General features: G+C 59.9%; 28 protein-coding genes. 23 read left to right on the top strand and 5 right to left on the bottom strand.

The window, feature by feature from the left end:
* Nucleotides 1-32 precede the first annotated feature (32 nt).
* From rplP to rplQ, 19 genes are all read left to right on the top strand, one after another.
* Nucleotides 33-446 carry a 50S ribosomal protein L16 gene (gene rplP, locus RCCGE510_RS00200; protein WP_003547555.1) on the top strand — a complete coding sequence of 138 codons (414 nt, stop codon included), beginning with the start codon at nucleotides 33-35 and terminating at the stop codon, nucleotides 444-446.
* A gap of 12 nt (nucleotides 447-458) precedes the next feature.
* A complete protein-coding gene (gene rpmC, locus RCCGE510_RS00195; protein ID WP_003547556.1) occupies nucleotides 459-659 on the top strand; it encodes a 50S ribosomal protein L29 in 201 nt (66 codons plus the stop codon).
* A gap of 12 nt (nucleotides 660-671) precedes the next feature.
* On the top strand, nucleotides 672-911 hold the full coding sequence (rpsQ, locus tag RCCGE510_RS00190) for a 30S ribosomal protein S17 (protein ID WP_003573791.1): 240 nt from the start codon (nucleotides 672-674) through the stop codon (nucleotides 909-911).
* Nucleotides 912-1,168: 257 nt separating this feature from the next.
* Nucleotides 1,169-1,537, top strand: a complete 369-nt coding sequence (gene rplN, locus RCCGE510_RS00185) for a 50S ribosomal protein L14 (protein ID WP_003573790.1) — start codon at nucleotides 1,169-1,171, stop codon at nucleotides 1,535-1,537.
* Between the two features lie 11 nt (nucleotides 1,538-1,548).
* A complete protein-coding gene (gene rplX / locus RCCGE510_RS00180) occupies nucleotides 1,549-1,857 on the top strand; it encodes a 50S ribosomal protein L24 (protein WP_007626079.1) in 309 nt (102 codons plus the stop codon).
* Nucleotides 1,850-2,407, top strand: coding sequence for a 50S ribosomal protein L5 (gene rplE, locus RCCGE510_RS00175; RefSeq protein ID WP_003547560.1), 558 nt, complete (start codon nucleotides 1,850-1,852; stop codon nucleotides 2,405-2,407). Before rplX ends, rplE begins: the two co-directional genes overlap by 8 nt.
* A gap of 32 nt (nucleotides 2,408-2,439) precedes the next feature.
* Entirely contained in the window at nucleotides 2,440-2,745 is a 306-nt protein-coding gene (rpsN, locus tag RCCGE510_RS00170; RefSeq protein WP_007626078.1) for a 30S ribosomal protein S14, read from the top strand.
* Between the two features lie 12 nt (nucleotides 2,746-2,757).
* Entirely contained in the window at nucleotides 2,758-3,156 is a 399-nt protein-coding gene (gene rpsH / locus RCCGE510_RS00165) for a 30S ribosomal protein S8 (protein WP_007626077.1), read from the top strand.
* A 42-nt stretch (nucleotides 3,157-3,198) separates the two neighbouring features.
* Nucleotides 3,199-3,732 (top strand): 50S ribosomal protein L6, encoded by a 534-nt coding sequence (gene rplF / locus RCCGE510_RS00160; RefSeq protein ID WP_007626076.1) that lies wholly within the window; start codon nucleotides 3,199-3,201, stop codon nucleotides 3,730-3,732.
* A gap of 12 nt (nucleotides 3,733-3,744) precedes the next feature.
* On the top strand, nucleotides 3,745-4,107 hold the full coding sequence (gene rplR / locus RCCGE510_RS00155; protein WP_007626075.1) for a 50S ribosomal protein L18: 363 nt from the start codon (nucleotides 3,745-3,747) through the stop codon (nucleotides 4,105-4,107).
* A gap of 131 nt (nucleotides 4,108-4,238) precedes the next feature.
* The gene (gene rpsE / locus RCCGE510_RS00150; RefSeq protein ID WP_007626073.1) at nucleotides 4,239-4,808 is read left to right on the top strand and encodes a 30S ribosomal protein S5; all 570 of its coding nucleotides are present in this window, start codon (nucleotides 4,239-4,241) and stop codon (nucleotides 4,806-4,808) included.
* Nucleotides 4,809-4,822: 14 nt separating this feature from the next.
* Nucleotides 4,823-5,032 (top strand): 50S ribosomal protein L30, encoded by a 210-nt coding sequence (rpmD, locus tag RCCGE510_RS00145; protein ID WP_003547566.1) that lies wholly within the window; start codon nucleotides 4,823-4,825, stop codon nucleotides 5,030-5,032.
* A 16-nt stretch (nucleotides 5,033-5,048) separates the two neighbouring features.
* A complete protein-coding gene (gene rplO, locus RCCGE510_RS00140; protein ID WP_007626070.1) occupies nucleotides 5,049-5,525 on the top strand; it encodes a 50S ribosomal protein L15 in 477 nt (158 codons plus the stop codon).
* A 233-nt stretch (nucleotides 5,526-5,758) separates the two neighbouring features.
* On the top strand, nucleotides 5,759-7,099 hold the full coding sequence (gene secY / locus RCCGE510_RS00135; protein ID WP_007626068.1) for a preprotein translocase subunit SecY: 1,341 nt from the start codon (nucleotides 5,759-5,761) through the stop codon (nucleotides 7,097-7,099).
* On the top strand, nucleotides 7,096-7,746 hold the full coding sequence (locus RCCGE510_RS00130) for an adenylate kinase (protein WP_007626067.1): 651 nt from the start codon (nucleotides 7,096-7,098) through the stop codon (nucleotides 7,744-7,746). The genes secY and RCCGE510_RS00130 overlap by 4 nt, the downstream gene beginning before the upstream one ends.
* Nucleotides 7,747-7,967: 221 nt before the next feature.
* The gene (gene rpsM / locus RCCGE510_RS00125) at nucleotides 7,968-8,336 is read left to right on the top strand and encodes a 30S ribosomal protein S13 (RefSeq protein WP_007626066.1); all 369 of its coding nucleotides are present in this window, start codon (nucleotides 7,968-7,970) and stop codon (nucleotides 8,334-8,336) included.
* 133 nt (nucleotides 8,337-8,469) lie between these two features.
* Complete coding sequence (gene rpsK / locus RCCGE510_RS00120; protein ID WP_007626065.1) at nucleotides 8,470-8,859, top strand: 30S ribosomal protein S11; 390 nt, start codon at nucleotides 8,470-8,472, stop codon at nucleotides 8,857-8,859.
* Between the two features lie 97 nt (nucleotides 8,860-8,956).
* Nucleotides 8,957-9,967, top strand: a complete 1,011-nt coding sequence (locus tag RCCGE510_RS00115) for a DNA-directed RNA polymerase subunit alpha (protein WP_003547579.1) — start codon at nucleotides 8,957-8,959, stop codon at nucleotides 9,965-9,967.
* A gap of 178 nt (nucleotides 9,968-10,145) precedes the next feature.
* Nucleotides 10,146-10,568 (top strand): 50S ribosomal protein L17, encoded by a 423-nt coding sequence (gene rplQ, locus RCCGE510_RS00110; RefSeq protein ID WP_007626063.1) that lies wholly within the window; start codon nucleotides 10,146-10,148, stop codon nucleotides 10,566-10,568.
* A gap of 134 nt (nucleotides 10,569-10,702) precedes the next feature.
* Here the strand turns inward: rplQ and RCCGE510_RS00105 are convergent, their stop codons facing one another.
* On the bottom strand, nucleotides 10,703-11,572 hold the full coding sequence (locus tag RCCGE510_RS00105) for a DUF817 domain-containing protein (protein WP_007626062.1): 870 nt from the start codon (nucleotides 11,570-11,572) through the stop codon (nucleotides 10,703-10,705).
* A 141-nt stretch (nucleotides 11,573-11,713) separates the two neighbouring features.
* Here RCCGE510_RS00105 and RCCGE510_RS00100 point away from each other — a divergent pair, with 141 nt between their 5' ends.
* Nucleotides 11,714-12,136, top strand: a complete 423-nt coding sequence (locus tag RCCGE510_RS00100; RefSeq protein ID WP_007626061.1) for a DUF2809 domain-containing protein — start codon at nucleotides 11,714-11,716, stop codon at nucleotides 12,134-12,136.
* Between the two features lie 10 nt (nucleotides 12,137-12,146).
* Here the strand turns inward: RCCGE510_RS00100 and msrQ are convergent, their stop codons facing one another.
* A complete protein-coding gene (gene msrQ / locus RCCGE510_RS00095; RefSeq protein ID WP_007626060.1) occupies nucleotides 12,147-12,803 on the bottom strand; it encodes a protein-methionine-sulfoxide reductase heme-binding subunit MsrQ in 657 nt (218 codons plus the stop codon).
* Nucleotides 12,803-13,750, bottom strand: coding sequence for a protein-methionine-sulfoxide reductase catalytic subunit MsrP (msrP, locus tag RCCGE510_RS00090; RefSeq protein WP_007626059.1), 948 nt, complete (start codon nucleotides 13,748-13,750; stop codon nucleotides 12,803-12,805). The genes msrQ and msrP overlap by 1 nt, the downstream gene beginning before the upstream one ends.
* Before the next feature lie 336 nt (nucleotides 13,751-14,086).
* Here msrP and ilvD point away from each other — a divergent pair, with 336 nt between their 5' ends.
* Nucleotides 14,087-15,925, top strand: coding sequence for a dihydroxy-acid dehydratase (ilvD, locus tag RCCGE510_RS00085; protein WP_007626058.1), 1,839 nt, complete (start codon nucleotides 14,087-14,089; stop codon nucleotides 15,923-15,925).
* A 54-nt stretch (nucleotides 15,926-15,979) separates the two neighbouring features.
* Here ilvD and RCCGE510_RS00080 read toward each other — a convergent pair whose 3' ends face one another.
* Together RCCGE510_RS00080 and RCCGE510_RS00075 are read right to left on the bottom strand one after the other, a co-directional pair.
* Nucleotides 15,980-16,333 (bottom strand): hypothetical protein, encoded by a 354-nt coding sequence (locus RCCGE510_RS00080; protein WP_007626057.1) that lies wholly within the window; start codon nucleotides 16,331-16,333, stop codon nucleotides 15,980-15,982.
* Between the two features lie 22 nt (nucleotides 16,334-16,355).
* Entirely contained in the window at nucleotides 16,356-16,736 is a 381-nt protein-coding gene (locus tag RCCGE510_RS00075; protein ID WP_007626056.1) for a YkvA family protein, read from the bottom strand.
* 145 nt (nucleotides 16,737-16,881) lie between these two features.
* Here RCCGE510_RS00075 and RCCGE510_RS00070 point away from each other — a divergent pair, with 145 nt between their 5' ends.
* The gene (locus RCCGE510_RS00070; RefSeq protein ID WP_007626055.1) at nucleotides 16,882-18,285 is read left to right on the top strand and encodes a DegQ family serine endoprotease; all 1,404 of its coding nucleotides are present in this window, start codon (nucleotides 16,882-16,884) and stop codon (nucleotides 18,283-18,285) included.
* Entirely contained in the window at nucleotides 18,282-19,598 is a 1,317-nt protein-coding gene (locus RCCGE510_RS00065) for a replication-associated recombination protein A (protein ID WP_007626053.1), read from the top strand. The genes RCCGE510_RS00070 and RCCGE510_RS00065 overlap by 4 nt, the downstream gene beginning before the upstream one ends.

Below are 19,598 nucleotides of genomic sequence, written 5' to 3'. Positions count from 1 at the left end.
GCGCGTGGCAGAGAAGTTCGGAGAATAAGAAAATGTTGCAGCCAAAGCGTACCAAGTACCGCAAGCAGTTCAAGGGCCGCATCAAGGGCGTCGCCAAGGGCGGTTCTGACCTGGCATTCGGCGAATTCGGCCTGAAGGCTCAGGAACCTAACCGCGTCAACGCGCGCGAGATCGAGGCGGCCCGCCGCGCGATCACGCGTTATATGAAGCGCGCCGGCCGTGTATGGATCCGTGTGTTCCCGGACGTTCCGGTAACCAAAAAGCCGACCGAAGTCCGCATGGGTAAGGGTAAGGGCTCCGTTGAATACTGGGCATGCAAGGTCAAGCCCGGCCGTATGATGTTCGAGATCGACGGTGTCAGCGAAGAAATCGCCCGTGAGGCTCTTCGCCTCGGCTCTGCCAAGCTCTCGGTCAAGACGCGCTTCGTTCAGCGCATTGCAGAGTAAGGGATTGAGCTCATGAAAGCCTCAGATGTTCGCGGGTTCACCGCCGACCAACTCAAGGACGAGCTTGCCAAGCTGAAGAAGGAGCAGTTCAACCTGCGCTTCCAGAAGGCGACCGGCCAGCTCGAAAAGTCCTCGCGCATCAACGAGGTCCGCAAGGACATCGCCCGCGTGAAAACCATTGCCCGCCAGAAGGCGGCAGAAGTTAAGGCCTAAAGGAAGAAAAATATGCCGAAGCGCATCCTGCAGGGCGTCGTCGTTGGCGACAAGAACGAGAAGACGGTAGTAGTTCGCGTCGAGCGTCGTTTCGCTCACCCGCTGCTCCAGAAGACCGTTCGTCGTTCCAAGAAGTACAAGGCCCACGACGAGAACAACCAGTACAAGATTGGCGATACCGTATCCATCGAGGAATGCGCGCCGATCTCCAAGGACAAGCGTTGGACGGTGATTTCCGCCCAGGGCCAGTAACAGAATTTTGTGCGAGGCCTTGCGTCTCGCCGGAATATCTGTATGAAGCAGCGTCAGAACGCTCGAAAGCCGGGCGTTCTTTTGCTTTGAGCGCACGGAAGGTCCTTCGGGAAACCACCCTGGCACGATCGATCCCGCGCTATTCAGCTATTGCCGCGTCTGTGCTGCCGTCAAGGCAGCTCGGCCGGCGAAAATTTTCATAAGCCGGAGTAGGGGGCTAGCCCAACCATTCCGGTAAACCAAGAAGGCGACCTGATATGATTCAGATGCAAACAAACCTCGACGTCGCGGATAATTCAGGCGCACGTCGTGTCATGTGCATCAAGGTGCTGGGCGGCTCGAAGCGCAAGTATGCCTCGATCGGCGACGTCATCGTCGTTTCGATCAAGGAAGCGATCCCGCGCGGCCGTGTGAAGAAGGGTGACGTGATGAAGGCGGTTGTCGTTCGTACCGCCAAGGACATCCGTCGTCCGGATGGCTCTGTCATCCGCTTCGACACCAACGCAGCAGTCCTCATCGACAACAAAAAAGAGCCGATCGGCACCCGTATCTTCGGACCGGTTCCGCGCGAACTTCGCGCCAAGAACCACATGAAGATCATCTCGCTGGCTCCCGAAGTACTGTAAGGAGCGAAGCGATGCAGAAGATTCGTAAGGGCGACAAGGTCGTCATGCTCGCTGGCAAGGACAAGGGCCGTACCGGCGAAGTTGTCCAGGTCATGCCGAAGGAAGATCGTGCCGTTGTTCGTGGCGTCAACATCGTCAAGCGCCATCAGCGCCAGACGCAGACCCAGGAAGCCGGCATCATCAACAAGGAAGCCCCGGTCCACCTGTCTAACGTTGCAATCATCGACAAGGACGGCAAGCCGACCCGCGTCGGTTTCAAGGTTGTTGACGGCAAGAAGGTCCGTGTGGCCAAGCGTTCTGGAGAAGTGATCGATGGCTGAGGCAAAATACGAGCCACGGCTCAAGAAGGAATATGTCGAGCGCATCCGCAAGGCGTTGCAGGAGCAGTTCTCCTACGCCAACGAGATGATGATCCCGAAGCTCGACAAGATCGTGATCAACATGGGTGTTGGCGAAGCGACCGCCGACTCGAAGAAGCCGACGGTAGCTGCCGCCGACCTCGCAGCGATCGCCGGCCAGAAGCCGGTCATCACCCGCGCACGTAACTCTATCGCAGGCTTCAAGGTCCGCGAACAGATGCCGATCGGCGCGAAGGTCACCCTGCGCGGCGCCCGCATGTACGAGTTCATGGACCGCCTCGTGAACATCGCGCTCCCGCGCGTTCGCGACTTCCGCGGCCTGAACCCGAAAAGCTTTGACGGCCGTGGCAACTTCGCCATGGGCATCAAGGAGCACATTGTGTTCCCTGAGATCAACTACGACAAGGTTGATCAGATGTGGGGCATGGACATCATCGTTTGCACGACGGCGACGACCGACGACGAAGCACGGGCTCTTCTGAAAGAGTTCAGCTTCCCGTTCCGTCAATAACCGTAACGACGAGCGTAGAAAAGGAACCTGACATGGCGAAGACAAGCGCAGTTGAAAAGAACAAGCGCCGCCGTACTACGGTCGCCAACCAGTCCGCTAAGCGGGCTGCGTTGAAGGCGATCATCATGAACCAGGCTCTTCCGATCGAAGAGCGGTTCAAGGCCTCGATCAAGCTGGCATCCCTGCCGCGTGATGGATCGAAGACCCGTGTTCGCAACCGTTGCGAAGTTTCGGGGCGTCCGCGCGCATATTACCGCAAACTGCGCATGTCGCGTATTGCGCTGCGTGAACTGGGCAATTTCGGCAAAGTGCCGGGTATCGTCAAGTCGAGCTGGTAAGGAGCAGGTTACATGACAATGACTGATCCGTTGGGCGATATGCTCACCCGTATCCGTAACGGCGCTTCCCGCCGCAAGTCGTCGGTTTCGACGCCTGCGTCCAGGCTCCGTGCACGTGTTCTCGATGTCTTGCAGTCCGAAGGCTACATCCGTGGCTATTCCGTTGTCGATTTCGGCAATGGCAAGTCGGAACTCAGCATCGAGCTGAAATATTATGAAGGCGCGTCGGTGATCCGTGAGATCGGCCGTGTGTCCAAGCCGGGCCGCCGGGTTTATGTCTCGGTCAAGTCCATTCCGCAGGTCGCGAACGGCCTCGGCATCACCATCCTTTCGACTCCGAAGGGTGTGATGGCCGATCACCAGGCTCGCGAACAGAACGTTGGCGGCGAGGTTCTTTGCTCGGTCTTCTAAGATCGGGCAGGGATCTCCATAGCGAACAGACAGGATTGAAACATGTCTCGTATCGGTAAGAAGCCCGTTCAGGTACCTGCTGGGATCACGGCTACGGTCGATGGCCAGAAGGTCACTGCAAAGGGCCCAAAGGGCGAGCTGTTTTTCGTTGCTAATGACGAAATCAGCCTCAAGCTCGAAAACAACGCGGTCGTCGTGACGCCGGTGAACCAGAGCAAGGATGCACGTTCAAAGTGGGGTATGTCCCGCACGATGATCGAAGGTATCTTCAAGGGTGTCACGGATGGCTTCGAGCGCAAGCTCGAAATCAACGGCGTCGGTTACCGCGCCTCCCTGCAGGGCAAGAACCTGCAGCTGGCTCTCGGTTTCAGCCATGACGTGATCTATGAGCCGCCGGTCGGCATCACGATCGTCGTTCCCAAGCCGACTGAAATTGTTGTCTCTGGCATCAATAAGCAGCAGGTCGGTCAGGTCGCCGCTGAAATCCGCGAATATCGCGGTCCTGAGCCCTACAAGGGCAAGGGCGTCAAGTACGCTGACGAGCGGATCGTCCGCAAAGAAGGCAAGAAGAAGTAAGGATCACGCGAAATGGCTAGCAGGAAAGAAGCACTTGCACGTCGTGCCAACCGCGTGCGCCGTCATATCAAGTCGGTGGCCAATGGCCGTCCGCGCCTGTCGGTTCATCGCTCCTCGAAGAACATCTACGCCCAGGTCATCGATGATGTGGCCGGCAAGACGCTTGCGTCTGCCTCCACCCTCGAGAAGGATCTGCGCGGTTCTCTGAAGACCGGTGCCGATACCGCTGCCGCTGCCGTTGTCGGCAAGCTCGTTGCCGAGCGCGCCTCCAAGGCCGGTGTTACGGAAGTTGTGTTCGACCGTGGCGCCTTCATCTTTCACGGCCGCATCAAGGCTCTCGCCGATGCAGCCCGCGAAGGCGGTCTCACCTTCTGATCAGTTTCCGGCCGGACGCTTTTAGCGCCGGCCGGATTTTCGCCGGACCGCAAGCACTCTCCGATAGGGGAGGCTGACGCGGTCCACATTTATTTGCCGATTGCACCCGGAAAAGAAAAAGGAAGAGGACAATGGCACAGGAAAGAAGGCCGCAGCGGGAAGACCGCCAGAGCCGTGACGAGCGTGACAGCGAATTCGTCGACAAGCTGGTCGCGATCAACCGCGTCGCCAAGGTCGTCAAGGGCGGCCGTCGTTTTGGTTTCGCAGCACTCGTCGTCGTCGGCGACCAGAAGGGCCGCGTCGGCTTCGGCCATGGCAAGGCACGTGAAGTGCCGGAAGCCATCCGCAAGGCAACCGAAGCCGCCAAGCGCGAACTGATCTTCGTACCGCTGCGTGACGGCCGTACGCTGCATCACGACGTTCATGGCCGCCACGGCGCCGGTAAGGTTCTGCTGCGCTCGGCCAAGGTCGGTACCGGCATCATCGCCGGCGGTCCGATGCGCGCCGTATTCGAAACGCTCGGCATGCATGACGTCGTCGCCAAGTCGACCGGTTCGTCGAACCCCTACAACATGGTTCGCGCCACTTTCGACGCTCTGAAGCACCAGGTTCACCCGAAGGACATCGCAGCTCAGCGCGGCATCAAGTATGCAACGCTGCAGGCTCGTCGTAGCGCCTCCGGCAACGCCTCTGAAGAATAAGAGGAGTTTGACAGATGGCCAAGGCTACCAAGAAGGCTGAAGCGAAGACTGTCACGATCGAACAGATCGGCAGCCCGATTCGCCGTCCGGATGTCCAGCAGCGCACGCTGATCGGTCTCGGACTGAACAAGATGCACCGTCGCCGCACGCTGGAGGATACTCCTTCCGTTCGTGGCATGATCCGTGCTGTCCAGCATCTCGTTCGCGTCGTCGACGAGAAGTGAGACGGAGGAAACGCTCATGAAACTCAATGAAATTAAAGACAACGAAGGCTCGACCCACAGCCGCAAGCGCCTCGGCCGCGGTATCGGCTCGGGATCCGGCAAGACGGCTGGTCGCGGCGTGAAGGGTCAGAAGTCCCGTTCGGGCGTCGCCATCAACGGCTTCGAAGGCGGCCAGATGCCGATCTATCGTCGCCTGCCGAAGCGCGGCTTCAACAACATTTTCGCTTCCGATTTTGTTGTTGTGTCGCTCGGCCGGATCCAGGCGGCGATCGACGCTGGCAAGCTCGATGCCAAGGCGACCGTTGACGCAGCTGCCCTCAAGGCGGCCGGCGTCATCCGTCGCCCGAAGGACGGCGTTCGCGTTCTCGCCGACGGCGAGCTGAAGGCCAAGATCACCATCGTCGTTGCAGGCGCTTCCAAGCCCGCCGTCGAGAAAATCGAAAAGGCCGGCGGCACCGTGACGCAGCTTTCGGCTCCGGCTGCAGCCGAATAATAATCTGCTGATATCTCGCCCGGGGTGCTTCACACCGGGCGATTTTGCTCCCATATGTGGGCCTCACAAAAACTTGGCTGGCGCGCCCGCGTCATGCCGGTAAGACTAAAGCAAGGGTGAGGCATAGGGTTGCGCTGCAATCCGTCCTGAACCCGGTTTTGAATAATTTTCATACTGATTCCGGGGCCGGCCTATCCCCCAGAGACGCCGGAATTGGTAGCGCGGAGAAACGCATGGCTTCTGCAGCGGAACAATTGGCATCCAACCTCAATTTTTCGACCTTTGCCAAAGCCGAGGATTTGAAGAAGCGCTTGTGGTTCACACTGGCAGCTCTCCTCGTCTACAGGCTCGGCACCCATATTCCGCTTCCGGGTCTCAATCCCGAAGCCTATGCCCAGGCTTTCCGCGGCCAGTCAGGCGGCATCCTCGGCCTCTTCAACATGTTTTCGGGCGGCGCTGTTCAGCGCATGGCGATCTTCGCGCTCGGCATCATGCCCTATATCTCTGCTTCGATCATCGTGCAGCTCATGACATCGGTCGTGCCGGCGCTCGAAAACCTCAAGAAGGAGGGCGAGCAGGGCCGTAAGATCATCAACCAGTATACCCGCTATGGCACAGTCATCCTCGGTGCGCTCCAGGCCTACGGTATTGCCGCCGGCCTTGAGAGCGGCCAGGGCCTCGTTGTCGATCCGGGCTGGTTCTTCCGTGTTTCCACCGTTCTGACGCTGCTCGGCGGCACGATGTTCCTGATGTGGCTCGGCGAGCAGATCACCTCGCGTGGCATTGGCAACGGCATCTCGCTGATCATCTTCGCCGGCATCGCCGCCGGTCTTCCGACGGCCCTTGCCAGCACGCTCGAACTCGGCCGCACCGGCGCATTGTCGACCTTCCTGATCCTGCTGGTCATCATCGTCGCGATCGGCGTCATCGGCGTCATCGTCTTCGTCGAGCGTGCCCAGCGCCGGCTCTTGATTCAGTATCCGAAGCGCCAGGTCGGCAACCGGATGTTCCAGGGCGATACCTCGCACCTGCCGCTGAAGCTCAACACCTCGGGCGTCATCCCGGCGATCTTCGCCTCGTCGCTGCTGCTGCTGCCGGCAACGGTTGCGGGCTTTGCCAGCACGTCGGGGATGCCTGCCTGGGCGACATCGATCGTCGCCGCCCTCGGCCATGGCCGACCGCTCTACATGGTGCTCTATGCGGCGCTGATCGCCTTCTTCGCCTTCTTCTATACGGCCATCGTCTTCAATCCGAAGGACACGGCCGACAATCTGAAGAAGCATGGCGGCTTTATTCCTGGCATCCGCCCGGGCGAGCGCACCGCCGAATATATCGACTACGTGCTGACCCGAATCACGGTGATCGGCGCGCTCTATCTCGTCTTCGTCTGCATTCTGCCGGAGATCTTGGTGTCGCAAACCGGTATCCCGTTAGCCCTTGGTGGGACTTCGCTTTTGATCGTGGTTAGCGTAACTCTTGATACGGTTGCACAGATCCAGGGTCACCTGATCGCGCAGCAATACGAAGGCCTGATCAAGAAATCGAAGTTGCGTGGAGGAAAGAGGGGGCGATGAGACTTATCCTATTGGGGCCGCCGGGCGCGGGTAAGGGAACCCAGGCCCAGCGGATCGTGGAAAAGCACGGCATTCCGCAGCTTTCCACGGGGGACATGCTGCGTGCTGCGGTCAACGCCGGTACGGATGTCGGCAAGCGCGCCAAGGCGGTCATGGACGCCGGCAAGCTTGTGTCGGATGAGATTGTTATCGCCATCGTCTCCGAGCGCATCGATCAACCCGATTGCGCCAACGGCTTCATTCTCGACGGTTTCCCCAGGACGCTCGTGCAGGCGGACGCCACCGAGGCGATGCTAAAGGCAAAGGGTCTCAGCCTGTCCGTCGTCATCGAATTCCGTGTCGACGATGACGAACTGGTCCGTCGTGTTGCCGGTCGCTACTCCTGCGCCCAGTGCGGCAGCGTCTATCACGATACCGATAAGGTTCCGGCTGCCGAAGGCGTATGCGACAAGTGCGGTTCCACCCATTTCAAGCGCCGTCCTGATGACAACCCGGAGACCATGACGGCCAGGCTGCAGGTCTACTACAAGGAAACCTCGCCGCTGATCGGTTATTACCATGCCAAGGGCAAACTCAAGTCCGTGGATGGCATCGCAGAGATCGATCAGGTGACGGCCGAGGTCGAAAACATTCTTTCCAAGCTTTAAGGCTTTGAAAATAAACTTGGCGGAACGGTTGCTTTTCAGCAGTGATTCCGCTAAACACCGCGCCAACTCGCGACATTCCATGCGATCGGCGCGGATTTCCCAGGGAAGTCCGGGTGCGGTCGTTTTGACATGTTGCGGACGTAAATCTGAACGAGCGGTTCCAAAGACCGCATAACGAAGCCCACTTGCCGGATGGCAACTGGAATGCAAGGAGAACAGGCGTGGCACGTATCGCTGGCGTCAACATCCCGACTGCGAAGCGCGTTGTTATCGCGCTGACCTACATTCACGGGATCGGTACGAAATTCGCACAGGAAATCGTCGAGAAGGTCGGTATCCCGGCTGAACGCCGTGTGCATCAGCTGACGGACGCCGAAGTCCTTCAGATCCGCGAAGCTATCGACCGCGACTATCAGGTCGAAGGTGATCTTCGTCGCGAAACCTCGATGAACATCAAGCGTTTGATGGACCTGGGCTGCTACCGCGGCCTGCGTCATCGTCGCGGCCTTCCGGTCCGCGGTCAGCGCACGCACACCAATGCCCGTACCCGCAAGGGCCCGGCAAAGGCAATCGCTGGTAAGAAGAAGTAATTTCCGGGAAACCGGGGTAGGGAGGCTGGCGGTCTGCGCCGGCCTCTTTTGAGTTTGGAGCGGGACCATATAGGCGCCGCTCCGGTGTAGCCGCTGGCATTACGGCGGCGAAGAGATCAACGAAAGGAATACCATGGCTAAGGAAGCCGTCCGCGTTCGCCGTCGTGAACGCAAGAACATCTCGTCGGGTGTCGCTCATGTCAACTCGACCTTCAACAACACGATGATCACCATCACCGATGCCCAGGGCAACGCGATTGCTTGGTCTTCGGCTGGCGCCAAGGGCTTCAAGGGCTCGCGCAAGTCGACCCCGTTCGCTGCCCAGATGGCTGCCGAAGACTGCGCCAAGAAGGCTCAGGAGCACGGCATGAAGTCGCTGGAAGTCGAAGTTTGTGGTCCGGGTTCGGGTCGCGAATCGGCTCTGCGCGCGCTCCAGGCTGCTGGTTTCATGATCACGTCCATCCGCGACGTGACCCCGATCCCGCACAATGGCTGCCGTCCGCGCAAGAAGCGCCGCGTCTGATCATCGCTCTCGTCACTGGTGAGCGCCTTGGCGCTCACGGTGGTTTTCAAGCTCGGTTGCCACGATTGGATGGTGGCAACGAACGGAAGGCAAACTCATGATTCAGAAGAACTGGCAGGAACTGATCAAGCCGAACAAGGTGGAGTTCTCCTCGAGCTCGCGCACCAGGGCGACGCTTGTTGCCGAACCGCTGGAGCGCGGCTTCGGCCTCACTCTCGGCAATGCGCTTCGCCGCGTTCTGCTCTCCTCGCTGCGCGGCGCTGCCGTCACGGCGGTGCAGATCGATGGCGTACTGCATGAATTCTCTTCGATTCCGGGCGTCCGCGAAGACGTGACGGACATCGTGCTCAACATCAAGGAAATCGCCATCAAGATGGATGGCGACGACGCAAAGCGCATGGTCGTGCGCAAGCAGGGTCCGGGTGTTGTCACGGCTGGCGATATTCAGACGGTCGGCGATATCGAAATCCTCAACCCCGAGCATGTCATCTGCACGCTCGACGAGGGTGCCGAAATCCGCATGGAGTTCACCGTCAACAACGGCAAGGGCTACGTTCCGGCCGAACGCAATCGTGCGGAAGATGCTCCGATCGGTCTCATCCCGGTCGACAGCCTCTATTCGCCGGTCAAGAAGGTGTCCTACAAGGTTGAAAATACCCGCGAAGGACAGGTTCTCGACTACGACAAGCTGAACATGACCATCGAAACCGATGGCTCGATCACCGGCGAAGACGCCGTCGCTTTTGCGGCGCGCATCCTCCAGGACCAGCTTGGCGTCTTCGTCAACTTCGACGAGCCGCAGAAGGAAACCGAAGAGGAAGCAGTCACCGAACTGGCTTTCAACCCGGCTCTCCTGAAGAAGGTGGACGAACTCGAATTGTCGGTCCGTTCGGCAAACTGCCTGAAGAACGACAACATCGTCTATATCGGCGACCTCATTCAGAAGACCGAAGCAGAAATGCTCCGCACGCCGAATTTTGGTCGCAAGTCGCTGAACGAAATCAAGGAAGTTCTCGCTTCCATGGGCCTGCACCTCGGCATGGAAGTGCCTGCATGGCCGCCCGAGAACATCGAAGATCTCGCCAAGCGTTACGAAGACCAATACTGAGCGGCGTGAGGAAAAGTGTGAGGCGGTTTTCCGCCCGCACGCCGATCGCAAGAACATAACAGAAGGCAGGCTCTTTCGGCTGCCTTTCCCCGTCAAACAGCAGGCCGATCGCCTGCATGTGCCAGGAAACGGCAGGCCCACTTAGTGTCAAGGGCACCTGCATTAAAGGAGAATAGCAATGCGCCATGGTAAAGCCGGCCGCAAGCTGAATAGAACTGCAAGCCACCGCAAGGCGATGTTCGCCAACATGGCCGCTTCGCTGATTACCCACGAGCAGATCGTCACGACCCTGCCGAAGGCCAAGGAAATCCGTCCAATCGTCGAGAAGCTCGTCACGCTCGGCAAGCGCGGCGACCTGCATGCTCGCCGTCAGGCGATCTCGCAGATCCGCGATGCCGCTGTCGTTTCGAAGCTGTTCGACACGATCGCAACGCGTTACGCCACCCGCAACGGCGGCTACCTGCGCATCATGAAGGCCGGCTTCCGCCAGGGCGACAATGCCGCCATGGCCGTGATCGAATTCGTTGATCGCGACACCTTCGCCAAGGGCGCAGCCGACAAGGCCCGCGTCGCTGCCGAAGAGCAGGCCGTCGCGGCTTAAATCTTCCGCTCCTGCGGAAACAAAACAGCCGGGCTCGCAAAGCCCGGCTGTTTTTGTTTGTGCATTGGTCGCGGACTGGTCGACGTATGGCGGGCAGCGGAAGGAAGCTGCCGTCGTCGTCGATATTTCGCCCGTCAATCGGGTACGTGTATGTGCTGCTTGATATGTTTGAGGTTCGCGACGATCGTAAAGGTCATGATGACTAGGAGGCACCACGAGCTCCATTTTCCGATCTCGACGGCAGACCATGCCCCGACCTGGTTCGGATATCGCCAGATACCGAAGAAGGTGCTGATGTTTTCCGCAAGCCAGATGAAGAATCCGATCAGAATGAACGCGAGGAGCAAGGGCATCTTTCGATCGCGATCGTAGGGACGGAAAATGATTGTGGTCCGGGCGTAGAGGCCGAGCGTGCAGGCGGCGATATACCACCGATAATCGCCGAGATAGTGATGCGCAAAAAAATTGGCGTAGATCGCCAGCGCCATGAGCCAGGCCATCCCGTAGGATGGATGGTGCCTCACACGCAGGTCCAGCAACCGCCATGCTTGAATGATGTAGCTGCCAACGGCGGCATACATGAAACCGGAAAAAAGTGGGACGCCGAATAATTTAGTATAGCCGAAATCCGGATAACTCCATGATTGGATGCTGCCTGAGGTCTTGAAGACCTCCAAAGCAAAGCCGACCAGATGAAAGAGCGAGATCGCTTTCAGCTCATCGAAAGTTTCGAGCTTTGCCCAGATCATCGATACTTGGATCGCAAGCGCGATAATGAGCAGCAGGTCGTAGCGGGGAATATGAACGAGGCCTGCCCGCGGGACCAGAAATACCGCCAGGAAAAAAAGACCGGCAAAGAGGCAAGCCCGAGCCTCTTTCACGCCGAAGTAAACGAACTCGACGGCGAAGCGCTGAATACCGCTTCGTTGCAGATCGGACGGCCGATCGGTCAAATGCTTGTCGAGCGAAGGAAGTAATCTTTGAAGCGCGGCAGCCTTCGACATGTGCTCTTTGGGATATCCGAACCTGTATTGAACGAATCATAGGCTATCAGCGCCTTACAGCGGCAAACAGTGGCTGGCTTGATAATTTTGTGCCCGCGCGGTAGGCGGTTAAATCGGCTGAGATTGACGGGATATGTTCAATTGCGCGAAAACATTCAAATACGTTCTGGAGATCAGGTCTTTCGTCTCGCAGCCGTGCTTGTGGTTATCGCGCTCGGGCTGGTGCTCAGACGGTTTGGCTACGCGGCCGATCTGCCTTTCATCATCGTCAACTATGGCGGATCGGCGCTGTGGGGGGCGATGGTCTATCTGCTTGTGACGCTCTCTATCGCAAGGTCACGGCCGGCCATCCTTGCTGTCATCGCGCTGGCGATAGCGATCTCAGTGGAGTTGTTTCGGCTTTATCACACGCCCTGGCTGGACGCGTTTCGGCTGACGACCGCAGGGGCGCTGCTGCTCGGTCGGATATTTTCGCTGTGGAACATGCTGGCCTATGCAATCGGGATCGCCGCGGCTTGCGCCTTCGATCCCGCCCATCGGGCGGCGATGAGGCCCCGGCCTTAAGTTTTCTGCCTCACGAAGCCGACGCCATCGCGCGATTGCGCGTTCGCCCCTGGCCTTTCTTCCGGCTGCGCGCGATCGGGCGATAGGAGCGGTAGAGGATGAGGGCGATGATCAGGCCGACATAGATATATTGCTCGAGATCGAGGATCTTGGTCGACAGCGCGAAATGCAGCGCCCCGCAGGCGGCGATGATGGTGACGAGGCGGTGCAGCCAGATCCAGTTTTTGCCGAGGCGGCGGATCGAGAAATTATTTGATGTCACCGCCAGCGGAATGAGCATCGCAAGCCCGGCCATACCGAACATGATGAAGGGGCGCTTCAGCACGTCGTTGATGACGGCGTGGACATCCATCGCCTGGTCGAGCACCATGTAGACGGTAAAATGCATCAGCGCGTAGTAAAAGGTCAGCAGGCCGAGCGCGCGGCGATAACGCAGATAGTTCCAGCCGAAGAGCTCGCGGGCAGGGGAGACGGCAAGTGTTGCGATCAGAAAACGGATCGTCCAGATGCCGAGAAAAAGCTCGAAGGTCTTGACCGGATCGGCGCCGAGCTGATCGGTCGCTCCGAGATAGAAGGTCCAGGCCGCCGGCACGAGCCCGACGACATAGAGCAGCCAGACGGAGGCGGGCTGCCAGCGCTTGGGAATGGCAAGCGACAGTTCCGCCATCAGAAATTCGCTTTCAGATCCATGCCGGCATAAAGGCTTGCCACCTCGTCGGCATAACCGTTGAAGGGTAGGGTGGGGTGGCGGCTTGCGCCGAAGAAGCCGCTTTCGCCGATGCGCCGCTCGCTCGCCTGGCTCCAGCGCGGATGGTCGACCGCAGGGTTGACGTTGGCGTAGAAGCCGTATTCCTGCGAATTGGTCACCTGCCAGGTGTTCTTCGGCTGCTGGTCGGTTAGCGTGATCCTGACGATCGACTTGATGCCCTTGAAGCCGTATTTCCAAGGCACGACGAGACGGACCGGCGCACCGTTCTGGTTCGGCAGCGTTTCGCCATAGAGGCCTACGGCGAGCAGTGTCAGCGGATGGCGCGCCTCGTCGAGGCGCAGACCCTCGACATAGGGCCAGTCGAGCGACTGGAAGAAACCCTTCTGCCCCGGCATCTCGTCCGGCCGCACCACGGTTTCGAAGGCGACGTATTTGGCGCTGCCGAGCGGCTCTACCTTGTCGAGCAGCGATGCCAGCGGAAAGCCGTCCCAGGGGATGACCATCGACCAGGCCTCGACGCAGCGCATGCGATAGGTGCGCTCCTCGATCGGAAATTCCTTGATCAGCGCCTCGAGGTCGAAAGTGCCTGGTTTGTTGACCATGCCGTCGACCTTGATGGTCCAAGGCAGCGGCTTGAAATCGCCGGAATTCGCGGCGGGATCGGCCTTGTCGAGGCCGAACTCGTAGAAATTATTGTAGGTCGTGACGTCCTTGATCGGCGTCGGCTTCTCGTCGACCTTGTATTTGCTTTCGACGGCGGAGAGGGCGGCAGCACTCGCCTTGCCGGCGCCGTAGAGCCCCATGGCGCCTAGTGCTGCCGCGCCCAGGAATTCACGACGGCGCAGGTAGATCTGGCGTGGCGTGATCTCGGACGAAGCAACCTTCGGCGGGCGATAGCTTGGCATGTCGAAAACCTCCAGGGCGTTTTCTTGAATATAGTTCTTAAACGAACCGCCCGCATGTTCGGATTAGTGTCTATGCCTTGAATATCACCGACGGGAAGCCAATTTTTTGTGTTCGCCTGTGATGGAATAGGCTGTAACCAAACCTCACGCCGAACCGTATGTCACCAATGGCGCTGAGGGCACTTCTCCTCGCAGCGTACCGGATTTGGCCTTGCCGGTAGTGACAGCCCCGGTCGATTGGATTAGGACAATTCCAAAAAGCAGCGTTGCCCGGCCCGCAAGCTTCATTGCCGCCCCGTTTCGCCTGATAATTTCCGACACGTGAGGAAGACACCGATGCCAGTCTACCGTTCCAGAACCACGACCCACGGCCGTAATATGGCAGGCGCACGCGGCCTTTGGCGCGCCACGGGAATGAAGGATTCGGACTTCGGCAAGCCGATCATCGCGGTGGTGAATTCCTTCACCCAGTTCGTGCCCGGCCACGTGCACCTCAAGGACCTCGGCCAGCTCGTTGCCCGCGAAATCGAGGCGGCCGGCGGTGTCGCCAAGGAATTCAACACGATCGCCGTCGACGACGGCATCGCCATGGGCCATGACGGCATGCTCTATTCGTTGCCCTCGCGCGAACTCATCGCCGACAGCGTCGAATACATGGTCAATGCTCATTGCGCAGACGCCATGGTCTGCATCTCCAACTGCGACAAGATCACCCCCGGCATGCTGATGGCGTCCCTGCGCCTCAACATCCCGACGGTCTTCGTCTCAGGCGGTCCGATGGAAGCGGGCAAGGTCGTGCTGCACGGCAAGACGCATGCACTCGACCTCGTCGATGCCATGGTCGCCGCCGCCGATGACAAGATCAGCGACGAGGACGTCCAGACCATCGAGCGCTCGGCCTGTCCGACCTGCGGCTCCTGCTCTGGCATGTTCACTGCCAATTCGATGAACTGCCTGACGGAAGCGCTCGGCTTGTCGCTGCCCGGCAATGGCTCGACGCTCGCGACCCATGCCGACCGCAAGCGGCTCTTCGTCGAGGCCGGCCATCTGATCGTCGATCTCGCCCGCCGCTATTATGAGCAGGACGACGTCAAGGCGCTGCCGCGCACCATCGCCTCCAAGCAGGCCTTTGAGAATGCCATGACGCTCGATATCGCCATGGGCGGCTCGACCAATACCGTCCTGCATATTCTTGCCGCCGCCCATGAAGGCGAGATCGATTTCACCATGGCCGATATCGACGCGCTGTCGCGCCGGGTGCCGTGCCTGTCGAAGGTCGCACCCGCCAAGAGCGATGTTCATATGGAAGACGTGCATCGCGCCGGCGGCATCATGTCGATCCTCGGCGAACTCGACAAGGGCGGTCTGCTGAACCGTGATTGCCCGACCGTGCATGCCGAGACGCTGGGCGATGCGATCAACCGGTGGGATATCACCCGCACCAATAGCGAAACCGTCCGTAATTTCTATCGCGCCGCTCCCGGCGGCATCCCGACCCAGGTCGCCTTCAGCCAGGAGGCCCGCTGGGACGAACTCGACACCGATCGCGAGAACGGCGTCATCCGCTCGGTCGAACACCCTTTCTCCAAGGATGGCGGTCTGGCCGTGCTCAAGGGCAACCTTGCGATTGACGGCTGCATCGTCAAGACGGCCGGCGTCGATGAATCGATCCTGAAATTCTCCGGCCCGGCCCGCGTCTTCGAAAGCCAGGACGCTTCCGTTAAGGCAATCCTCGCCAACGAGGTCAAGGCGGGTGACGTCGTCGTTATCCGCTACGAAGGCCCGAAGGGCGGCCCCGGCATGCAGGAAATGCTCTATCCGACGAGCTATCTGAAATCGAAGGGCCTCGGCAAGGCCTGTGCGCTCATCACCGATGGCCGCTTCTCCGGCGGCACCTCCGGCTTGTCGATCGGCCACGCCTCGCCGGAAGCGGCAAATGGCGGCACGATCGGCTTGGTGCGCGAGGGCGACATGATCGACATCGACATCCCGAACCGCACGATCAGCCTGCGGGTCAGCGAGACCGAACTTGCCGTCCGCCGTGCCGATCAGGACGCCAAGGGCTGGCATCCGGTCGAAGTGCGCAAGCGTAATGTCACCACGGCGCTGAAGGCCTATGCCGCCTTCGCGACAAGTGCCGATCGCGGCGCCGTGCGGGATCTGAACGCTCGCTAACTGGTCGAACTGATCACCCGCTGATTGAAAGTCAGCTGCTCAAGCCGGTCGCTTTCAAAGCGGCCGGTTGATGTTTTTATAGGTCTCGCCGAGCTGCTTCAGCCGCTCATCATAGGCAGCCTTGATACAGGCAGCGTCCGCCGCGCATTCCTGCCGTTTTTTCAGCCAGGCTGTCTGCTCGTCCTGCAATGTTCCGCGTGAGCCCATCGCCAGCAGACCGGAGAGCAGCTCGAAGGTCGTCACCATCTTTACGTCGGCATCGTTAAGCGCACGGTTGTCGCAGATCGCCTTTTCATCCGGTTTCAATTCCTTCGCATCGCAGTCGAAGCTCGCCGCCTGCGCCATATCTGATGCGAAAGCCAGAACTGCAAAACCAAGAACCGTCGCCATCGCTCTCGTCGTCATCATTCAAAAGTCTCCTTGCCGTCGATCAGGCCAGCTTGTGCAACGCCAGAGCCAGGAAGATGATGCAGGCAAGCCAGACGGCAAGGATGAAGATCAGTCCGCCCCGGCTGAAAGGACGCTCGATGCGTCTTGCCGCTTCATCGCGCAGCGCGCTCATTACCTCAGCCGGGATAAGCCGCGTCGCCAGCAGAATGCCGAGCGGCACGATCAGCAGATCGTCGAGATAACCGAGCACGGGAATGAAATCGGGGATGAGATCGATGGGCGACAGGGCGTATGCAGCAACGGCGCCGGCCACGGCTTTGGCATACCATGGCACGCGGGGATCTCGGGCGGCAAGCCATAGAGCGACGATGTCACGCTTCAGTGACTTTGCCCAGTTTTTGGCTTTTGATATCAGTTGCATGGCCGAAATTCCTGAATCAAGTTCGCAATGACTTCAATCGGTTTCCAAGACGTCTCTTTGCCTTATTCTTCCATGCTTCCGCCCTCTTTCCTTTCTAGCGTCGGGCGCTACAACGGTTCCACACAAGGATTCAAAAAGGATACCCATGCAAGGCCTGTTCAAGCGCGCCTCCGTCTCGCTGTTCGCTCTCATGCTCGTTCTGCCGGCTGCGGCCAATGCGCAGACCGCAAAGACCGTGCCCGAGAGCCAGATGCAGATGCAGCTCTCCTTCGCGCCGCTCGTCAAGCAGACGTCGGGCGCCGTCGTCAATGTCTATGCGGAAAAGACCGTCCGGCGGCAGTCACCCTTTGCCGGCGACCCCTTCTTCGAGCAGTTTTTCGGTCAGCAGATGCCGAACCGTTCGGAGAAGCAGTCATCGCTCGGCTCCGGCGTCATCGTCGAGGCGAACGGCACCGTCGTGACCAACAATCACGTCGTCGAAGGCGCCGACGACATCAAGGTGGCGCTGCCTGATGGACGCGAATTCCCCTGCAAGGTGGTGCTGCGCGACGACCGTGTCGATCTTGCCGTGCTGAAGATCGACACCAAGGAAAGTTTTCCGACTTTGCCGATCGGCAATTCCGATGCCGTTGAGGTCGGCGATCTCGTGCTGGCAATCGGCAACCCCTTCGGCGTCGGCCAGACGGTGACCAGCGGCATCGTCTCCGCACTTGCCCGCAACCAGGTCGTCAAGAACGAATTCGGCTTCTTCATCCAGACCGATGCCTCAATCAATCCCGGCAATTCCGGCGGCGCCTTGATGAATATGAAAGGCGAACTGATCGGCATCAACACGGCGATCTTCTCGCGCGGCGGCGGCTCGAACGGCATCGGCTTTGCCATTCCCGCCAATCTCGTCAAGGTCTTCCTCGCTTCGGCAGATGCCGGCGTCAAATCCTTCGAGCGGCCCTATGTCGGCGCGAGTTTCGATGCGGTGACCTCGGAAGTCGCCGAGGCGCTGGGGCTAAACAAGGCCCGCGGCGCGCTCGTCGTCAAGGTTTCGGAAGGCGGCCCGGCCGCCAAGGCGGGGCTGAAGGCCGGCCAAATCGTCACCGCTGTCGACGGTATTTCCGTCGAACATCCTGATGCGCTGCTTTATCGGCTGACGACGGCCGGTCTCGGCAAGTCGGTCAAGCTCACCATCGTCGAGAACGGCCGCGAGCAGCAGCTGCCGCTGACGCTCGATCGCGCCCCGGAAACCTCGCCGCGTGACCAGCGCACTATCGGCGGGCGCACCCCCTTTAGCGGAGCTGTCGTCGAAAACCTGTCGCCGCGGGTCGCCGACGAGCTGCGCATGCCGCCGGAATCGGCAGGCGTCGTCGTCTCCGAGGTCAAGGAGGATTCGCCTGCCGCCCGTCTCGGTTTTGAACCGAAGGATATCATCGTCTCGATCAACGGCACGGATGTGAAGTCGACCAGCGAACTGTCCGAAATCGCCGATAGCGACCCGGGCCTCTGGCGGGTGGAGATCGAGCGCGACGGTCAGCGCATCCGGCAGTTCTTCCGATGAGCAATGATCTCTTCGCGCCGCGTGTTCCGGAGGAGGTGGCCGCCAGGCGGCCGCTTGCCGACCGGCTGCGGCCGAAGACGCTTGCCGATGTCACCGGTCAGGAACATCTGACCGGTGAGGACGGCGTGCTGAAGAGAATGATCGAAAGCGGGTCGCTCGGCTCGATGATCTTCTGGGGGCCGCCCGGTACCGGCAAGACGACGGTGGCGCGGCTGCTGTCGGGTGAGGCGGGGCTGGCCTTCGAGCAGATATCGGCGATCTTTTCCGGTGTCGCCGATCTGAAGAAGATGTTCGAGACAGCGCGTCTGCGCCGTATGGATGGCCGGCAGACGCTGCTCTTCGTCGACGAGATCCATCGTTTCAACCGCGCCCAGCAGGACAGTTTCCTGCCGGTCATGGAGGACGGCACCGTCATCCTCGTCGGTGCCACAACCGAAAACCCGTCCTTCGAACTCAACGCCGCCTTATTGTCGCGCGCGCGCGTGCTGACCTTCAAGTCGCATGACGAGCAGAGCCTGGAGGAGCTGCTGAAGCGCGCCGAGGTGATCGAGCAGAAGCCGCTGCCGCTGACGGAGGAAGCACGCGTCAGCCTGATCCGCATGGCCGATGGCGATGGCCGGGCGGTGCTGACGCTTGCCGAAGAGGTCTGGCGCGCCGCGCGCGAGGGTGAAAGCTTCGATACCGAAGGCCTGACGCGTATCGTCCAGCGCCGCGCGCCGGTCTATGACAAGGCGCAGGACGGCCATTACAATCTGATCTCGGCGCTTCACAAGTCGGTGCGCGGTTCGGATCCGGATGCCGCGCTCTACTATCTCGCCCGGATGTTCGATGCCGGCGAGGATCCGCTCTATCTCGGCCGGCGGCTGGTGCGCATGGCGGTTGAGGATATCGGTCTTGCCGATCCGCAGGCGCTGGTAATCTGCAATGCCGCCAAGGATGCCTATGAGTATCTCGGTTCCCCGGAGGGCGAACTGGCGCTGGCGCAGGCCTGCGTCTATCTCGCCACCGCCCCGAAATCGAATGCCGTCTACACCGCCTTCAAGGCGGCAAGCCAAGCCGCCAAACAGAACGGCTCGCTGCTGCCGCCGAAGCACATTCTCAATGCGCCGACCAAGCTGATGAAGGGCGAAGGTTACGGTGACGGCTATCGCTACGATCACGATGAGCCGGACGCCTTTTCCGGCCAGGATTATTTCCCGGAGAAGATGGGCCGCCAGACCTTCTACGATCCGCCGGAGCGCGGCTTCGAGCGCGACATCCGCAAGCGGCTGGAATGGTGGGACAAACTTCGCAAGGAGCGCAAGCCGCGCTAA

Origin of the sequence: Rhizobium sp. CCGE 510 (genome assembly GCF_000292525.1) — a bacterium.
Lineage (GTDB): Bacteria > Pseudomonadota > Alphaproteobacteria > Rhizobiales > Rhizobiaceae > Rhizobium.
The sequence above is the reverse complement of the archived record's forward strand: the minus strand, read 5'-3'. Positions and strand labels throughout refer to the sequence as shown.

What these genes read in the sequence shown, in the direction of transcription:
- RCCGE510_RS00115 (WP_003547579.1), top strand. Translation starts at nt 8,957, where the DNA reads ATGATTCAGAAGAACTGGCAGGAACTGATCAAGCCGAACAAGGTGGAG.
- rpmC (WP_003547556.1), top strand. Translation starts at nt 459, where the DNA reads ATGAAAGCCTCAGATGTTCGCGGGTTCACCGCCGACCAACTCAAGGAC.
- rpsE (WP_007626073.1), top strand. Translation starts at nt 4,239, where the DNA reads ATGGCACAGGAAAGAAGGCCGCAGCGGGAAGACCGCCAGAGCCGTGAC.
- msrP (WP_007626059.1), bottom strand. Translation starts at nt 13,750, where the DNA reads ATGCCAAGCTATCGCCCGCCGAAGGTTGCTTCGTCCGAGATCACGCCA.
- msrQ (WP_007626060.1), bottom strand. Translation starts at nt 12,803, where the DNA reads ATGGCGGAACTGTCGCTTGCCATTCCCAAGCGCTGGCAGCCCGCCTCC.
- rpsQ (WP_003573791.1), top strand. Translation starts at nt 672, where the DNA reads ATGCCGAAGCGCATCCTGCAGGGCGTCGTCGTTGGCGACAAGAACGAG.
- rplX (WP_007626079.1), top strand. Translation starts at nt 1,549, where the DNA reads ATGCAGAAGATTCGTAAGGGCGACAAGGTCGTCATGCTCGCTGGCAAG.
- RCCGE510_RS00080 (WP_007626057.1), bottom strand. Translation starts at nt 16,333, where the DNA reads ATGATGACGACGAGAGCGATGGCGACGGTTCTTGGTTTTGCAGTTCTG.
- RCCGE510_RS00105 (WP_007626062.1), bottom strand. Translation starts at nt 11,572, where the DNA reads ATGTCGAAGGCTGCCGCGCTTCAAAGATTACTTCCTTCGCTCGACAAG.
- RCCGE510_RS00070 (WP_007626055.1), top strand. Translation starts at nt 16,882, where the DNA reads ATGCAAGGCCTGTTCAAGCGCGCCTCCGTCTCGCTGTTCGCTCTCATG.
- rpsN (WP_007626078.1), top strand. Translation starts at nt 2,440, where the DNA reads ATGGCGAAGACAAGCGCAGTTGAAAAGAACAAGCGCCGCCGTACTACG.
- rplE (WP_003547560.1), top strand. Translation starts at nt 1,850, where the DNA reads ATGGCTGAGGCAAAATACGAGCCACGGCTCAAGAAGGAATATGTCGAG.
- rpsK (WP_007626065.1), top strand. Translation starts at nt 8,470, where the DNA reads ATGGCTAAGGAAGCCGTCCGCGTTCGCCGTCGTGAACGCAAGAACATC.
- ilvD (WP_007626058.1), top strand. Translation starts at nt 14,087, where the DNA reads ATGCCAGTCTACCGTTCCAGAACCACGACCCACGGCCGTAATATGGCA.
- RCCGE510_RS00075 (WP_007626056.1), bottom strand. Translation starts at nt 16,736, where the DNA reads ATGCAACTGATATCAAAAGCCAAAAACTGGGCAAAGTCACTGAAGCGT.
- rplF (WP_007626076.1), top strand. Translation starts at nt 3,199, where the DNA reads ATGTCTCGTATCGGTAAGAAGCCCGTTCAGGTACCTGCTGGGATCACG.
- RCCGE510_RS00130 (WP_007626067.1), top strand. Translation starts at nt 7,096, where the DNA reads ATGAGACTTATCCTATTGGGGCCGCCGGGCGCGGGTAAGGGAACCCAG.
- rplR (WP_007626075.1), top strand. Translation starts at nt 3,745, where the DNA reads ATGGCTAGCAGGAAAGAAGCACTTGCACGTCGTGCCAACCGCGTGCGC.
- RCCGE510_RS00065 (WP_007626053.1), top strand. Translation starts at nt 18,282, where the DNA reads ATGAGCAATGATCTCTTCGCGCCGCGTGTTCCGGAGGAGGTGGCCGCC.
- rpmD (WP_003547566.1), top strand. Translation starts at nt 4,823, where the DNA reads ATGGCCAAGGCTACCAAGAAGGCTGAAGCGAAGACTGTCACGATCGAA.
- secY (WP_007626068.1), top strand. Translation starts at nt 5,759, where the DNA reads ATGGCTTCTGCAGCGGAACAATTGGCATCCAACCTCAATTTTTCGACC.
- rplQ (WP_007626063.1), top strand. Translation starts at nt 10,146, where the DNA reads ATGCGCCATGGTAAAGCCGGCCGCAAGCTGAATAGAACTGCAAGCCAC.
- rpsH (WP_007626077.1), top strand. Translation starts at nt 2,758, where the DNA reads ATGACAATGACTGATCCGTTGGGCGATATGCTCACCCGTATCCGTAAC.
- rplP (WP_003547555.1), top strand. Translation starts at nt 33, where the DNA reads ATGTTGCAGCCAAAGCGTACCAAGTACCGCAAGCAGTTCAAGGGCCGC.
- rplO (WP_007626070.1), top strand. Translation starts at nt 5,049, where the DNA reads ATGAAACTCAATGAAATTAAAGACAACGAAGGCTCGACCCACAGCCGC.
- rplN (WP_003573790.1), top strand. Translation starts at nt 1,169, where the DNA reads ATGATTCAGATGCAAACAAACCTCGACGTCGCGGATAATTCAGGCGCA.